At 70.3% G+C, this 15,421-nt stretch carries 11 protein-coding genes and 1 pseudogene; 5 read left to right on the forward strand and 7 right to left on the reverse strand.

Translation table 11 applies throughout. The features are described 5' to 3' along the window. Nucleotides 1–248 precede the first annotated feature (248 nt). On the forward strand, nt 249–1,712 hold the full coding sequence (locus AC5DRG_RS23545) for an MFS transporter (protein WP_491812600.1): 1,464 nt from the start codon (nt 249–251) through the stop codon (nt 1,710–1,712). 123 nt (nt 1,713–1,835) lie between these two features. Here the strand turns inward: AC5DRG_RS23545 and AC5DRG_RS23550 are convergent, their stop codons facing one another. Continuing rightward, the gene (locus AC5DRG_RS23550; RefSeq protein WP_491812601.1) at nt 1,836–2,537 is read right to left on the reverse strand and encodes a hypothetical protein; all 702 of its coding nucleotides are present in this window, start codon (nt 2,535–2,537) and stop codon (nt 1,836–1,838) included. 234 nt (nt 2,538–2,771) lie between these two features. Between AC5DRG_RS23550 and AC5DRG_RS23555 the strand changes: the two genes are divergently transcribed. Continuing rightward, nucleotides 2,772–3,938, forward strand: a complete 1,167-nt coding sequence (locus tag AC5DRG_RS23555; protein WP_491812602.1) for a sensor histidine kinase — start codon at nt 2,772–2,774, stop codon at nt 3,936–3,938. Then, nucleotides 3,935–4,603: a response regulator gene (locus AC5DRG_RS23560; RefSeq protein WP_491812603.1), complete on the forward strand. Its 669-nt coding sequence runs from the start codon at nt 3,935–3,937 to the stop codon at nt 4,601–4,603. The genes AC5DRG_RS23555 and AC5DRG_RS23560 overlap by 4 nt, the downstream gene beginning before the upstream one ends. Before the next feature lie 48 nt (nt 4,604–4,651). On the opposite strand, the gene AC5DRG_RS23565 is transcribed toward AC5DRG_RS23560, so the two are convergent. From AC5DRG_RS23565 to AC5DRG_RS23590, 6 genes and pseudogenes are all read right to left on the reverse strand, one after another. Continuing rightward, complete coding sequence (locus AC5DRG_RS23565) at nt 4,652–5,608, reverse strand: EamA family transporter (protein ID WP_491812604.1); 957 nt, start codon at nt 5,606–5,608, stop codon at nt 4,652–4,654. A gap of 183 nt (nt 5,609–5,791) precedes the next feature. Continuing rightward, nucleotides 5,792–6,396 (reverse strand): annotated as a pseudogene (locus AC5DRG_RS23570) (metallophosphoesterase family protein). A gap of 3 nt (nt 6,397–6,399) precedes the next feature. Then, on the reverse strand, nt 6,400–7,017 hold the full coding sequence (locus AC5DRG_RS23575) for a DinB family protein (protein ID WP_491812605.1): 618 nt from the start codon (nt 7,015–7,017) through the stop codon (nt 6,400–6,402). A gap of 195 nt (nt 7,018–7,212) precedes the next feature. Beyond that, nucleotides 7,213–7,950, reverse strand: coding sequence for an SAM-dependent methyltransferase (locus AC5DRG_RS23580; protein WP_491812606.1), 738 nt, complete (start codon nt 7,948–7,950; stop codon nt 7,213–7,215). 68 nt (nt 7,951–8,018) lie between these two features. Continuing rightward, on the reverse strand, nt 8,019–10,958 hold the full coding sequence (locus AC5DRG_RS23585) for an FAD-binding and (Fe-S)-binding domain-containing protein (RefSeq protein ID WP_491812607.1): 2,940 nt from the start codon (nt 10,956–10,958) through the stop codon (nt 8,019–8,021). Between the two features lie 61 nt (nt 10,959–11,019). Next, a complete protein-coding gene (locus AC5DRG_RS23590) occupies nt 11,020–12,648 on the reverse strand; it encodes a serine/threonine-protein kinase (protein ID WP_491812608.1) in 1,629 nt (542 codons plus the stop codon). Between the two features lie 160 nt (nt 12,649–12,808). Here AC5DRG_RS23590 and serC point away from each other — a divergent pair, with 160 nt between their 5' ends. Next, nucleotides 12,809–13,927, forward strand: coding sequence for a phosphoserine transaminase (gene serC, locus AC5DRG_RS23595; protein ID WP_491812609.1), 1,119 nt, complete (start codon nt 12,809–12,811; stop codon nt 13,925–13,927). A 262-nt stretch (nt 13,928–14,189) separates the two neighbouring features. Further along, a complete protein-coding gene (locus tag AC5DRG_RS23600) occupies nt 14,190–15,395 on the forward strand; it encodes an acyltransferase family protein (protein WP_491813127.1) in 1,206 nt (401 codons plus the stop codon). Nucleotides 15,396–15,421: the final 26 nt, after the last annotated feature.

A 15,421-nucleotide genomic window follows, 5' to 3' on the forward strand; every position in this document is an offset into this window, starting at 1 on the left:
ACCCATCACCTGGCAGCAACAAAACCCCAGGCCACAGTAGCGACCGCAATCACCCTCCCGAGGCGGCCGGGAACGGATAAATCAATCCCACCGCCCGTATCGCAGTCGTAACAATGACCGCCTTGCAGCCTCCGTGATACGAGGTGTTTTCTACTAGCGCACATCACGGACGCACACTTCCCCACAGCGCCACGTTTGATCTTGTCATGCTCACGCCACTTCGTGCCGAGCTCAGGAAGGCCCCCCACATGTCCCAGACGAAGACCACCTCACCACCGGCAGCCGAGGAGGAGACCGGCCTCGGCGTGCGCCACACGCTCGTCGTCCTCTCCCTGCTCTGGGCCGTCGCGCTGATGCCGATCGTCAGCATGCTGTCCGGCAACGCCCAGTCGGAGATCGCGATCCACTTCCGTACCACCCACATCGCCTGGTTCACCCTGAGCACCGCACTGGTCGGAACCTTCGCCACGCCCTTCGTCATGAAGGCCGCCGCGATGTACGGCAAGAAGCGCGTCATGGTCGTCATCGCGCTGTTCGGCCTGGTCGGCGATCTGATCGCCGCGCTCTCGACGAACTACGACATGCTGATCGTCGGCCGGAGCATCGCCGGGGTCTATGGCCCGGCCGCGCCACTGGCCTACTCGATGGCCCGCGACGTGTTCCCCCGCCACCTGGTCGGGCCCGCCAGCGGGTTCCTCGGGGGCAGCGTCGGCCTGGTCGGCCTCGGCGGTCCGTTCCTGTCGGCGTGGGTCATCGACAACCACGGCTTCAGAGGCGCGCTGTGGTTCATGGTGATCTCCACGGTGGTGTGCCTGGCACTGCTGCTCGCCTTCGTGCCCGAGAGCCCGGTCCGTCAGGCACGCGCCCGCATGGACTGGGTCGGCGGGCTCCTGCTGGGCGGCGGCCTCACCGCGGTCGTCTACGGCATCGGAGAGGGCTCCGTCTGGGGTTGGACCAGCGCAAAGACCTTCGCCTACATCGGAGGGGGGCTGCTGGCGGTGATCGCCTTCGTGTTCGTCGAGAAGCGCGTCGCCAACCCGCTGCTCCCGCTGTCGATTCTGACGCGGCGCCCGGTCTGGACGGTCCTGCTGGCCACCGCCGTGGCCTCGGGGGCCATCCTGGCCGTCGGCCTGCTCCTCCAACTCCTCGCGCTCATGCCGAAGATCCCGAACGTCTCCGGCGGTCTGGGCTGGTCGGCGACGAAGAACGCCGTGGTCCTCGCTCCGATGAGCCTGACCACCATCGCGGTGGCCGTCGCGGCCGGGGCACTCGCCCGACGGGTCGACACGCGGATCCTGCTGGGACTCGGGGGGATCCTCACCACCGTGGGATTCGCCCTGAGCACCCAACTCCACGAAACAGTCGGTCAGTTCGCGATCTGGGGCTTCATCGTCGGCACCGGTGTGGGACTGGTCATGGCCATCACCCCCATCATGATCATCGGGACGGTGGCACCGGAGGAGCAGGCTTTGGCCAACGGCACCCAGTTCCTGATCCAGGGAGTCGCGCAGTCGGTCTTCATCCAGCTCGTGTTCGTGGTCATCTCCAGGAACGGCGCGGTGATGGAGGGCACGCAGTTCTATCTCGACTCCGGCTTCACCAACGGATTGTGGCTCGTGTCCGGTCTGTGTGCGCTGGGCACACTGCTCGTGCTGCTGGCCCCGAAGGTCAAGCGGCTCGACGAGACGGTCGTGGGCCAGGCGGTCGCCTGACCGGCATCCCGCATCTCACATCCCGCATGTCACCGGGCCGGCCGCGCATCCTGCGGCCGGCCCGGGTCAGTCAATGAGCTCTTCCAGCGTGACCACCGATCGTCTCGCCCCCCGTCCGAGACGCTATCCGCAGGGTGTGCAGTTGGGCCGCCCCGCCGGTTGGTACAGCCGCCAGACCTGCTGCAGCGTCGAACTGTTGTAACGGGAGGTGTAGACACGGTAGGTGCCACCGTCGGGGTACGGGTTGTTGTGCGATGCGCTCAAGTCATAGGACTCCCAGGTCGTGGGGTCGTAGACCGCGTTGGTGATCCGCCAGCGGTTGTTGACGGTGTCCCACCCATTGACCGACCACCCCTGACCGGCGGTGTCCGCGTTGCAGCGTGCCGTGTAGGCGCCGTGGGTTCCGGAACCGCCGCCGGGTGGCGTGGTCCAGTTGGCGCTCAGGCACCAGGTCTCGTAGTTGTTGTAGTCCTGATAGTTACGCAGTGAAACCGGCACGAACGGGTCCAGATCGCCCACCCGCCACCACTGGCCCGGGGTGGCCGCGTTGCATTCCGCCAGGTACACCATGTGGGTACCGGAGCCGCTGGTGGATGTCTGAGCGTTGGTGCTGAGGCAGCGCCTTCTGCCGTCACCGTGGCCGGTCGTACCGTCGTAGTAGTCGTTCATGAGCATGTACCAGCCAGGCACTTCCGGTTCGGCGGCGAACGCCTCCCCGGTCGTGCCGAGCGGCACCTGCGCCAGCGCGCCCGTCAGAGCCAGCACGCAGGCCATTGCCAGCATCCGTACTCGTCGCGAGACGCACGTCATCGTCGGCAGTCGCATGGACACCCCCTCGTGATCCTCGGGCTGTGCGGCGGCCGCTGGTCGGGCGGTGCCGCTGTGCCATGACGGTAGGGCGGCGGCACAGCCGCCGCGTCCCGCAGCGGGTTGAGGTCCCGTCCCACCTGGTGCGGTAGTCGCACGCGTCTGCAACTTCCGCCGTAGTGGTTCCTGCAACTTCCGCGGTACCGCAGGAGGTTGACGCTGCGGCGCGAGCACCGGCGCTACGCTGCGGCGATGCGCATGCGTACGCCCCGGCCGGTCGTCGTCGACACACTGATGGCGCTCGCCTTCACGTGGGTGGCCGTCCGGCTGGGTCAGACGTCGGCGGCGCGGGGCTGGCCGGAACTCGACGCCCCTGCCTATGTGCTGCTCGCCCTGGCGCAGTTGCCCGTCGCCCTGCGCAGCAGGGCACCGATGGTGGTGTTCGCGGCCGTGCAGTGTGCCGGCTTCGCCTACATCAGCCTGGGGTACTGGCCGGTGGCGTCCGCGTTCGGCTCGATGCTCGCCCTGTACACGGTGGCGTCGGTGTACTCCACACGGATCGCCGTCGGTTGCGCGTGCGTGATGACCGTCAAGTGGGTGTACGCCGGTGTGATCAGCGACGGCCTGTCCACGGGGCTGGTCGTGGGCCAGGCTCTGCTGTTCAGCCTGGTTCTGGTGTGGTCCGGCACGCTGGCCCGCCGCTCCCGCGAACTCGCCCAGCGGCTCCGCGTCGAGCAGTCCGAGCGGATCCGCCATGAGGTCGCCGCCGAACGCGGGCGCATAGCACGGGAGTTGCACGACGTCGTCGCCCACCACATGTCGGTGATCTCCGTACAGGCGGGCCTGGCCAGGTTCGTCCTCGACTCCGACACCGCCACGGCCCGGGGCGCGCTCGGCACCATCGAGGACACCAGCGGGGAGGCCCTGGAGGAGCTGCGACGCATGCTCCACGTCTTACGGGAACACGATCCGGGCGGCGCCGAGTCGGCCGCGCCCATGCCCACCCTCGCCCGCCTCGACGACCTGCTCGAGCGTATCCGGGCCGGTGGCGTCCCGGTCGAGCTGAGCATCCAGGGCACCGTGCGCCCGCTCGCCCCGGGCGTCGAGCTGTGCGCGTACCGCGTCGTCCAGGAGGCCCTGACCAACGTCCTCAAACACACCCGCCACGCGGACACGCAGGTGCGGCTGCACTACCGGCAGCATGAACTGACCGTCAGTGTCACGGACAACGGAGACGGGATGATTCCGGCCAGACTCCGGGCGGGCGGCGGACACGGCTTGATCGGCATGCGGGAGCGGGCCAAGCTCTACGGCGGGACGATCAGCGTCGGCCCACGCGCCGAGGGGGGTTTCGCGGTCCGCCTGACCCTGCCGACGTCGGCGACCGGCGCACGGTGGGGAGACGAACGTACGAGATGACCAGAGTCCTCGTCGTCGACGATCAGTTCCTCATCCGCGCGGGCCTCGTCGGTCTCCTCGATGCCGCGCCCGGCTTCGAGGTTGTCGGCGAGGCGGGGGACGGCGAGGAGGCGGTGCGGCTGGCCGCCAAGACGCGGCCGGACGTGATCCTGATGGACATCCGTATGCCCGGCGTGAACGGCATCCAGGCCACCAAGCGCATCCTCGCGGACGCGGCCGACCCGGCGCCCCGGGTGCTGGTCCTGACCACCTTCGACCTCGACGAGTACGTCTACGGAGCCTTGCGAGCCGGGGCGTCCGGCTTTCTGCTCAAGGACTCGGGTCCCGAGCGGCTACTGGCAGCCGTGGCCGCGGTCGGCGGCGGTGACGCGCTGTTCGCGCCCAGTGTGACCCGTCGGCTGGTCGAGGCGTTCGCCCACCAGGACCGGTCCACGCCCGGCGCCCAAGCCCCGCCGGACCTCGGCGCCTTGACGTCCCGCGAGATCGACGTCCTCAAGCTCATCGCGCGCGGCCTGTCCAACCTGCAGATCGCCGACCGGCTCTACATCAGCGAAGCGACGGTCAAGACCCACCTCAACCGCGTCATGACCAAGCTCGACCTGGACAGCCGCGCCCAGGCGGTGGTGATCGCCTATGAGACAGGGCTGGTGACACCGGGAAGATAGGAGGGCCACGCGGCACGCTCCCTCAACGGCTCACGGGAGTCTCCCTAACTACCCCTGGCCACCCTCCAGCCCTTTCGCCTTCCCCCGCCCCACCTGCGTCCGCACCGCCCCCATGCTGGCCGCGATGACCAGGGCGATCGCGGCGGCCTGGGTGAGGGAGAGGGACTGGTGGAGGACGAGGAAGCCGGCCGTCGCGGCGACCGCGGGTTCCAGGCTCATCAGGATGGCGAAGGTGGACGCGGGGAGGCGGCGCAGGGCGAGGAGCTCGAGGGTGTAGGGGAGGACGGAGGAGAGGACCGCCACCGCCGAGCCCAGGGCTACCGTCGTCGGGTCCAGGAGCTTCGTGCCCGTCTCCACGATGCCCAGGGGAAGGAACACCAGGGCCGCGACCGCCATCGCGAGGGCGAGGCCGTCGGCCTGGGGGAAGCGGCGGCCCGTACGTGCGCTGAAGACTATGTACGTCGCCCACATGGCGCCTGCCCCCAGGGCGAACGCGACACCTATGGGGTCGAGGCTGCTGAAGCCTCCGCCGCCGAGGAGGAAAACGCCGGCCAGGGCGAGCCCTGCCCAGACCAAGTTGATCGCCCGACGGGAGGCCAGGACCGAGAGGGCCAGCGGGCCGAGCACCTCCAGGGTGACCGCCGGGCCGAGCGGGATGCGGGCGACCGACTGGTAGAAGAGGCCGTTCATCGCGGCCATCGTGACGCCGAAGACGACGACCGTGCCCCAGTCGATGCGGGAGTGCCCACGCAGCCGGGGCCGGCAGACCACGAGCAGCACGATCGCCGCCGCCAGCAGCCGCAGCGTCACCACACCCAGCGCCCCGGCCCGCGGCATCAACGTCACCGCCAGCGCCCCACCGAACTGCACCGAGACCCCACCGGCCAGAACCAGCCCGACCGGCCCGACGGCCCCGAGGGACCGGAGCCCACGCGGGCCGCCGCCCTGCGCGGAAGCGGCCGGGGTTGGCGTGGACGGGGCGGCGGCTGTGCTGGGGGTGCTCACAGGGCTTCCAGGGGTTCGGCTCGGATTCACTCATCGTTCGTTCATTGCGATGCACTGCTCAGTCCAGGGTAATGGACTTCGTCAGGTGTGTGAACCCGTTATGCGGCTGTCCTGGCGCCGAGGCTGCCGTACGGCAACCGCTGTGCCCATTCCTGGCCTGAGTCAATGGAGACTCGGCTCAGCTCAGCTCCGGCCGTCCCTCGGCCCGAAGAGCTCCAGCACCTCCGTGTCGGTCGCCCGGGCGCACCAGTGGGCGCCCGGGCGGCCGTACGGCATTCCGACGCTGCCGGGGTTGACGACCAGGCGGCCGTGGGCGAGGCGGACGTACGGCATGTGGGTGTGGCCGCAGACCACGGTGCGGATGTCGTCGTCGAGGCCCTCGAACACCTCGGTCCAGCGGGCGGGGCGGGAGTCGACGAGGACGACCTCCTCGTCGTCGCGGGGTGTCGCGTGACAGAAGAGGACCTTGCCGAGGCCGTGGACGGGGAGGGTCAGTGAGGTGGGGAGGGAGGCGAGGAAGTCGACCTGATCGGGTCGGGGATGTCGTCGCGTAGGCCTCTGCGGTACTCGACCAGTTCGCGGTCGGCGTTGCCCGCGATCCACAGCACGCGGTCGCCCTGCTGACGCAACAGGTCCAGAACCTCTACGGGTTGGGGCCCGGCCGCGATGTCGCCGGTCAGCACGATGCGCTCGGCGGCGGCGACTTCGGGCTCGGCGAGCACGGCTTCGAGGGCGGGGAGGACGCCGTGGATGTCGGAGAGGACGGCTGTGTGGGCGAGGGGCTGCATGAGTCAGTCTCGACCTGGCTTCTGCCGAGACGCGTCTCGTTCGGCTTCCTGAGCCGCCCGCTCCAGCCGGCCCCGGTACTCCTCCCACCACACCGCCTCGCCCGGCGGCATGCTGTCGTTGCCCTTGTTCATGCCGACGGAACCGTCCATGAGTTCCCGGATGATGTCGGCGTGTCCGGCGTGCCGGTGGGTGTCGGCGATCACGCGGACCACGGCGTGGTGCAACGTCAGCTCGTTCCTGCCGCTCGGCCACCACGGCACCCTGGCGACCGTGTCCAGCGACAGCGCGTCGATCGTCGTGTCCGCGTGTGCCCACGCCCGGCGGTAGAGCGCCACGATGTCCTCGCGTGACTCGTCGGCGGTGGCCCACATGTCCGCGTTGGGCTCGGCATCCTCCCCGAGCCAGGGCGTCGGCTCGCCGAACGGCCGTCCGAAGACCTCACCGAGATAGCCCAACTCCGAGCCGGTCGCGTGCTTGACCAGGCCCAGGAGGTTGGTACCGGTCGGCGTCTGCGGGCGGCGGATGTCGTACTCCGAGAGACCTTCGAGCTTCCACAGCAGGGCGTCACGGGCGGACTGCAGGTAGAAGTGGAGGTCGGCCTTGGGATCGGATGCGGTCATGGGGGCAGTGTGCCGCCTGTGCGATCTTTGTGGGAGGGGGTGTGGGAAGCGGGGAGTTGAACGGGCGAGGCCCCCCAACAGCCCTGCCGTGCGAGGTCGTTCAGGCGTGGGGCTCTCGGCTCTCCGCTCGCGGCCGACACCAGCGCGGTCGGCCGCACCGACGCAAGCCCCCTCCCGAGCGCCTACCGGCCCCGGTCAGCCGGAGGTCTGGCGCAGGATCAGGCAGACGAAGCCGAAGCTGTCCCGGTAGGAATGCAGCCATTCGGAGCGGCGGGTGTTGGCCGTCGTGAGGACTTCGGAGCTGTCCGGGTCATCGGGGTGGTCCAGGGCCCAGGCAGCCATCGTGCCCCAGCACGCCCACTCGTAATCGTCCAGCTCCCGGCGGGTGCTGACGTGGCCGTGGACCGGCGTCCAGCCGTCAGCGGTGACGCGGTCCAAGGTGGTCGCCAGGTCGGTGAGGTCGCCGAGCATCTCAACGGCTTCCGGGGAGGGCTCCTTCTCCCAGATGCCGTCACCGACCAGGACGCGTCCGCCCGGAGCCAGGTGCTTGCGTGCCGCCGCGAGCGTGGGGAGCAGGCCGCCGAAGGCGTGGGCGGCTCCGACGCTGAGCACCAGGTCGAAGGGGTGCGCGGAGGTGAAGTCGGCGGCTGACTGGTGGTGGAGGACGAGGCGTTCCTGGACGCCGGCGCCGCTCGCGGCCTCACGGGCTTGTGCCAGCGCCTCTTCGGAGATGTCGACGCCCTCGGCACGCAATCCAGGGCTGGTGGCCAGGGCGCGAAGGAGCCACTCCCCTCCTCCGCAGCCGAGATCGAGCGCACGCGCGTCAGGTCGGGAGATGCCGTGCTCAAGCAGTTCGCGCACCGAATCGTCGTCGAGAGGAGCCTTAATCGGATGCTTGGCATGAGCGATCCTGGACATCTGTTCACGGTTCATCGGCGCAGCCTGACATCGCCGGAGGACCGCACGCACCCCATTTCCTCGGCGAACTGCATAACCGCATATCAGTTGTCCTCCCCCTCCAGCCCCTCCAGCCCCTCCGCCAACACCTCCGCCAAATGCCGCCCCCGCACCCCCGCCAACTGCTCCAGCTGCGTCCGGCAGGAGAACCCGTCGGCCAGCACCACCGCCCCCTCCGGGGCCTCCCGCACGGCCGGCAGGAGTTGTTCCTCCGCGCAGGCCGCCGACACCTCGAAGTGCCCTTTCTCGAAGCCGAAGTTGCCCGCGAGGCCGCAGCAGCCGCCCGCCAACTCACCGGTCAGGCCCGCCGCCAGGCGCAGGCGGCGGTCGGCCGAGTCGCCCAGGACCGCGTGCTGGTGACAGTGGGTCTGGCCGACCGCCGGGGCGTCGAGGTGGGGCGGGGTCCAGTCGGGGGCCAGGCGTTCCAGGGCCTCCGCGAAGGTGAGGACCTTGGCGGCCAGACGTGCCGCGCGCGGGTCGTCGTGCAGCAGCTCCGGGAGGTCCGTGCGGAGGGCGGCCGCGCAACTCGGTTCCAGGACGACGATCGGGGGGCCGTCCTCGTCCATGATCGGGTCGAGGAACGGGTCCAGCAGGTCGAGCGTGCGGCGCATCACCTTGCGGGCCCGGTCCAGTTGGCCCGTCGAGACGTACGTCAGGCCGCAGCAGACGCTGCCTCGGCGGGCCGTCAGCGTGTTCATGCCGTAGCCCGATTCACCGTCACCCACCGACGTCTTCCTCATCCGCATCGTGGGTGTGAGGACCGCCTGGATCCCCGCCGCCTCCAGCACGCGTACGGCCGCCTGTCCCACGGACGGTGAGAGGTGCTCGGTGAAGGTGTCCGGCCACAGCAGCACCATCTCGCGTGGGCCGTCGCCCGACAGAGTCCACCCCTCCCGCATCATCCGCCGCAGCTGCTCCTCGAACCGCCGCCCCCACCACCGGCTGAACGTCTCCTCCGCCACCCGCGGAATCCCCCGCTCGGGCGCGATCCCACCCAGCCGTTTCGCCAGGGCCGCCAACGGCCGTACGGACGCGAGGGCGTTGACCGGCCGGGCCGTGCGCGTGCGGGACACCCAGCGCAGCCACACCGGCAGCCAGCCCATCGCGTAGTGGGCGGCTGGGCGCCGCCGCCCCCGGTAGTGCTGGTGCAGGAACTCCGCCTTGTACGTGGCCATGTCGACCTCGACCGGGCAGTCGGAGCGGCACCCCTTGCAGGACAGGCACAGGTCGAGCGCGTCCCGTACCTCTGTCGACCGCCAGCCGTCGGTGACGACCTCGCCCGCGAGCATCTCGTGCAGCAGCCGGGCACGCCCGCGTGTGGAGTGCTCCTCCTCGCCCGTCGCCCGGAAGGACGGGCACATGACGGCGGACCCGGACGCCGATGTCGTACGGCATTTGGCGACCCCTACGCAGCGTCGCACCGCCGCCGAGAAGTCACCGCCGTCGGACGGGTAGCCGAAGGCCACGTCCACCGGCTTCCGGGGCAGGACGGAGAAGCGGAGGTTGGAGTCGAGGGGTGCCGGGCGCACCAGCATCCCCGGGTTCAGGAGGTCGTCCGGGTCCCAGATCGCCTTCGCCCGCTCGAACAGGCCGACCATCTCCGCGCCGTACATCTTCGGCAGCAGTTCCGCCCGCGCCTGCCCGTCCCCGTGCTCCCCGGACAGCGAACCGCCGTGCGCCACGACCACCTCGGCCAGCTCCTCCGAGAAGCGCCGGAAGCGGCCCACGCCCACCTCCGTCAGCAGGTCGAAGTCGATGCGGACGTGGATACAGCCGTCCCCGAAATGGCCGTACGGCGTCCCGCGCAGCCCGTGAGCCGTCAGCAGGCCCCTGAAGTCCCGCAGATACGCGCCCAGTCGGGCCGGCGGCACCGCGCAGTCCTCCCAGCCGGGCCAGGCCTCGGAACCGTCCGGCATCCGGGTCGCCGTCCCGCTGGCGTCCTCCCGGATCCGCCACAGGGCCCGCTGCCCGGCCGCGTCCGTCACCACCAGGGAGTCGACGACATCCGCCGCACGCACGATCGCCTCCGCACGCGCGCGTGCCTCGCCCTCCGTCCCGCCCCCCGTCTCCACGAACAGCCACGCCCCGCCCCGGGGCAGATCGGCCGTCGTCGGCACCAGGTCCGCCGCCATCCCCTCCACCGTGAGCGGCCCGTACGGCAACAAACCCGCCGCCGCCTCCGCCGCCCCGCCCTCATCGGCGTACGCCAGCACGGCGAGCGCACGCGCGCGTGGAGCCTCGACGAGCCGTACGACCGCCTCCGTCAGCACGCCAAGCGTCCCCTCCGAGCCGCAGAAGGAACGGGCGACATCGGCGCCCTTCTCGGGCAGCAGCGCGTCCAGCGCATAGCCGGAGATACGGCGGGGCAGCTCGGGAAACCCGGTCCGCAGCCGCGCCAGCTCCCCCTCCACCAGCGCCCGCAGCCCCTCCGGCGCCCCGGCCCAGCCCTGCCCGAGCCGCAACCGCTCCCCGCGCGCGGTCACCACGTCCAGCTCCCGCACACTGTCCGCAGTCGTCCCCCACGCCACCGAGTGCGACCCGCACGAGTTGTTGCCGATCATCCCGCCGAGCGTGCAGCGGCTGTGGGTGGAGGGGTCGGGGCCGAAGCGCAGCCCGTGCGGGGCGGCCGCGTCCTGGAGGCGGTCGAGGACAAGTCCCGGCTGGACCACGGCGGTTCGGGTCTCGGGGTCGAGCGAGACCAGCCGGTTCATGTGCCGTGTGAAGTCCAGCACCACGCCCGTCCCCGTCGCCTGCCCCGCGATCGACGTACCCCCGCCGCGCGCCACGACCGGCACCCCACGCGCGCGACACACCTCCAGCACCGCCGCCACGTCGTCGGCGTCCCTCGGGGCCACCACGCCCAGCGGCACCCGCCGGTAGTTGGACGCGTCCATGGTGACCAGCGCGCGCGAGGTGACGTCGAAGCCGACCTCACCCCGGACGGCGGCACGCAGCTGCGACTCCAGAGCCCCGAGATCTGTCATGTGTCCAGGATGCATCCGACCACTGACAGTGACGAGGGTGAGGTCGGCTCCGGCGTCGCGGTCAGGGGTCGCCGAGGATGTCGAGAAAGCCGAACAGCAATGTTGTAAGGAAGATGCCCGCCACTCCCAGCCCCAGCCCGGTCAGCAGGGTCGTCCACCAGGTGAAGTCGAGGTGCACCGCGAACAGGACGGAGCCGAGGCCGGCGAACAGCATCGTGTTCAGCACGGTCATCGTGCCCGTGCCCTCGCTCACCCCCACCTCGTCGCCCGACACACCGGCGAACCCCGCCAGGAAGCCGACCGCCACGCAGACCCCCAGCCCGATGCCGAGGTCCACATACCAGCGGAAGTCGCCCCTCGCGGCCACCAACCAGACACTCCCGACCAGCAGCCCGAGGGCAAGGAGCATCACGAGACAGCCGACCGTTTCCCCTTCGGCGTCGAACACCGCGACCTGAGCGACCGTGCCGACCACCAGGAGGCCGCCCAGCGCCACGAGGCCCCAGATCAGCGACGCCCCCACGGCGACCCCGCCGGCCCCCAGGAGCAGACCGAACGTGCCGAGGCCCGCCACCAGGCCGGCGCCGGCGATCTCGTATGCCACCTGATGGCGATTGATGTGCGGCGCGCGGGGAACGGGCGGTGGCGGGTCGGGACGCGGAGCGTGCGGCCCGGGTGCGGTCCGGCCGGCCGCCGGCGGGGCCTCGCGGTTCGCGAACCGCCACTGCCCCGGCCCTGGCGGCCCCTCCGGCACCCCCTGGTCCGTCCCGAACGGCGACTCGGACCGCAGCCCCTCACTCCTCGGCTCGCTCGTCGGCCGGGCCCGCTGCCGCTCGCCCGCCGACGCCACTTCCCTGAGCGCCCGGCGCACCGCCGAGGCCGAGGCCGGACGCTTCTGCGGCATCTTCTCCAGAAGGCCCATGACGAGCGCGTCCAGCTCCTGAGGGATCGCGCTGTCCCAACGACGCGCCGCGGGCGCCACCGGAACGCTCTTGCGGTGCAGCCACAGGACATCGCCGTCGTCGTCCGTGAACGGCGGCCGGCCGGTCAGCATCTCGTACAGCACACATCCCAGCGAATACAGGTCCGAGGCCGCGCTCACCCGCTCGCCCCGGCTCTGTTCGGGGGACATGTACGGCCGCGTCCCGACGATCCAGCCGACCGGGGTGATCTGGGTGCGTCCCTCCTCGTCCTCCTGGAAGCAGGCGATGCCGAAGTCGAGCAGCACCGCCTTGCCGCCCGCGGTGATCTGGACGTTGGCCGGCTTGAGATCCCGATGCACCAGTCCACGCGCGTGTGCCGCCTCAAGGGCCCGGCAGATCTGCCTGCCCCAGCGGACCACGTCCGCCACGGGCAGGCCCCGGCGGTGGGTCTCGATGCGCTTGTGCAGCGATGTGCCGTCCAGCCGTTCCATCACGAGGAACATGCCGCGCTGTCCCTCGTCCCCGGTCCACCCGGTGTCGTAGACGCGCACGATGTTCTCGTGCTCCAGGCCGGCGGTGATCTGGACCTCCCGCAGGAACCTGTCGCGCATCTCCTGGTCGCCCATGTGCTGGGAACGCAGGAGTTTGACCACCACCGTGCGTTTCAGGAGCCGGTCCCAGGCCAGTGAGACATCGCCCATCCCGCCCCCGCCGATCCACTCGCGTAACTCGTACCGCCCGTCGCCCAGATCGCCCGGCTCACCCATCGCCCGTCCCCCTTTGCCCCGCTAACCGAGAGTGTGGCGCGGACGCCGGGATTCCACGAGAGGCCCGCCTTGGCCCGGTTCGTCTCACAGGCTTCACCACGGCGTCTCACCGGACGGACTACGTTTCGACCACGTTTCCCGCACCGGCTACGCTCCCCCCGTGGCTGAGATCCAGATTCCCGCTGACATCAAGCCCGCCGACGGACGTTTCGGCGCGGGCCCCTCCAAGGTGCGGACGGAAGCGCTGGACGCGCTGGCCGCGACCGGTACCTCCCTGCTCGGGACCTCGCACCGCCAGGCCCCGGTGAAAAACCTGGTCGGCCAGGTGCGCGAGGGCATCCGCGAACTGTTCTCCCTCCCCGAGGGCTACGAGGTGATCCTCGGCAACGGCGGATCCACCGCGTTCTGGGACGTCGCGACGCACGGCCTGATCGAGAACAAGTCGCAGCACCTCACCTTCGGTGAGTTCAGCTCGAAGTTCGCGAAGGCCGCGGGGCTCGCCCCCTGGCTCGCCGAGCCGACCGTCATCTCCTCCGACCCGGGCACGCACCCGGAGCCGCGGGCCGAGGCGGGCGTCGACGCGTACGCCTTCACGCACAACGAGACGTCCACCGGTGTCGCCGCGCCCCTCGCGCGCGTGCAGGGTGCCGACGAGGGCGCGCTCGTCCTCGTGGACGCCACGTCCGGCGCCGGTGGCCTCCCCGTCGACATCGCCGAGACGGACGTCTACTACTTCGCCCCGCAGAAGTCCTTCGCCTCCGACGGCGGCCTGTGGATCGGCGTCTTCTCCCCGGCCGCGATCGAGCGCGCCGAGCGCATCCACGCGTCCGGCCGCCACATCCCGGAGTTCTTCTCGCTCCCCACGGCGATCGACAACTCCCGCAAGAACCAGACGTACAACACCCCGGCCCTCGCGACGCTCTTCCTGCTCAAGGAACAGCTGGAGTGGATCAACGGCCAGGGCGGTCTCGCCTGGTCGACGGCCCGTACGAAGGACTCCTCGACCCGCCTCTACAGCTGGGCCGAGGACAGCAAGCACGCGACCCCGTTCGTCACCGACCCGGCCAAGCGCTCCCAGGTCATCGGCACGATCGACTTCACCGACGAGATCGACGCCGCCGCGATCGCCAAGGTCCTGCGCGCCAACGGCATCGTCGACACCGAGCCCTACCGCAAGCTCGGCCGCAACCAGCTCCGCGTCGCGATGTTCCCGGCGATCGACCCGGCGGACGTCGAGGCGCTGACCAAGTGCGTCGACTACGTGATCGAGAAGCTCTGACACGGTCTGGTACGTGGATGAAGGGCGCCCGGCGAACACCGGGCGCCCTTCTTCGTGCTCCGTCGGCCCCTGTAACGCCTCTCGCGCCTCGTACCAAGAACTGGTGAAGTGCCGTTAAAGGCCCAAGCCCGACGAACGCCTCACCACAGAGAGCTCGACCCAAGCCATGGAAGCGTCAACCCCGGTACCCCCACCCCCAGCACCATCACTCTCCGCACCCGCAAAACCACCCACAGACATCACCCCAGCCGGCACATCGAGGCTGGGATGGCTGGACGCGTTGCGTGGCATCGCGGCACTCGTCGTGGTGTTCGACCACTCGTCGTACACCTTCATGGCGGAGTTCCGGCGGGAGTTGATGCCGGAGTTCAACACCAGCCGTTACGGCATCATGGTGTTCTTCCTGGTGAGCGGCTACATCATCCCGGCGTCACTGGAACGCCGGGGCTGCGTACGGACGTTCTGGATCGGGCGGATCTTCCGCGTGTACCCGCTGTGGGCAGCCGTCGTCACCGTGGTCCTAGCCCTCGATCTCTCGGGCATCGCGGAGATCCGTGACTTCGACGGCCAGAGCGCCGCGACGGTGGCCGCCGCCCATGTCACCATGCTCCAGGAGCTGTTGGGGACACCCAGCCTCCTGCTCATCCTGTGGACCCTCTCGTACGAGATGGCCTTCTACCTCCTGGTCGTCGCTCTCTTCACGGTCCGCCTTCACCACAGGTCGGCATCGGTCGCCGTCACCCTGGCCGTGCTCGCGGCCGTGAGCGTGACGGCAGGGATCATGCCGCCGGTCTCCGCCCTCTCCGGCGCGGTGGGCACCGGCCCGCTGATCGCGGTCGCCTCGACCGCCCTGGTGGTCGCCATCTGCTGCGCGAGTGCCGGATCGCCCGTACTGCGCGTGTTCGGAGGCGTGTTGGGCGGGGTGCTGGCGCTCGTCCTGGTCCCCTTCAACGGCACGGTCCCCGCGTGGGAGGGCCTGGTGATCCTCGCCGTGATGTTCCTCGGCACCGCCGTCCACCGTGCCGAACACGGCCAGAGCACCTGTCGGCACGCGGCAGTTACAGCCGCCGTGGTGATGGCCTGCGCCGTGGGAAGTGCGTACCTGTACGGCGACGGCTCGCACTTCACACGGCGCGGCTGGATCACGGCATTCCTGCTGGCCGTACTCACCTTCGCCATCGGACTGACAGCGCGCCGCCGCCGGATCCCGCGCTGGTCGACCGGGCTGGGAACGATCAGCTACTCGGTCTACCTCGTGCATCCGCTGCTGCTGGCGGTGATCGACGGCACGCTCGGACGATGGCGGCGGGACCACCTCGTACTCGAAGTGGCCTTCCTCGCCGTGCTGTTGCCCCTGTGCGTGCTGACCCACCGGTACATCGAGGCACCGGGTCAGTCATGGGGCCGCAGGCTGGCGCGCCGTGCACAGCCGCCCCCGGCCGCCCTTGATTTCCCCCTACGACGATGAGGGCGCCCGCCGAGCAGACCAGGCGC

The sequence above is a fragment of the Streptomyces sp. JLBG701 genome, from assembly GCF_058544905.1.

Coding starts and splice junctions, on each gene's coding strand:
- AC5DRG_RS23545 (WP_491812600.1), top strand. CDS start 249: ATGTCCCAGACGAAGACCACCTCACCACCGGCAGCCGAGGAGGAGACC.
- AC5DRG_RS23550 (WP_491812601.1), bottom strand. CDS start 2,537: ATGCGACTGCCGACGATGACGTGCGTCTCGCGACGAGTACGGATGCTG.
- AC5DRG_RS23555 (WP_491812602.1), top strand. CDS start 2,772: ATGCGCATGCGTACGCCCCGGCCGGTCGTCGTCGACACACTGATGGCG.
- AC5DRG_RS23560 (WP_491812603.1), top strand. CDS start 3,935: ATGACCAGAGTCCTCGTCGTCGACGATCAGTTCCTCATCCGCGCGGGC.
- AC5DRG_RS23575 (WP_491812605.1), bottom strand. CDS start 7,017: ATGACCGCATCCGATCCCAAGGCCGACCTCCACTTCTACCTGCAGTCC.
- AC5DRG_RS23580 (WP_491812606.1), bottom strand. CDS start 7,950: ATGAACCGTGAACAGATGTCCAGGATCGCTCATGCCAAGCATCCGATT.
- AC5DRG_RS23585 (WP_491812607.1), bottom strand. CDS start 10,958: ATGACAGATCTCGGGGCTCTGGAGTCGCAGCTGCGTGCCGCCGTCCGG.
- AC5DRG_RS23590 (WP_491812608.1), bottom strand. CDS start 12,648: ATGGGTGAGCCGGGCGATCTGGGCGACGGGCGGTACGAGTTACGCGAG.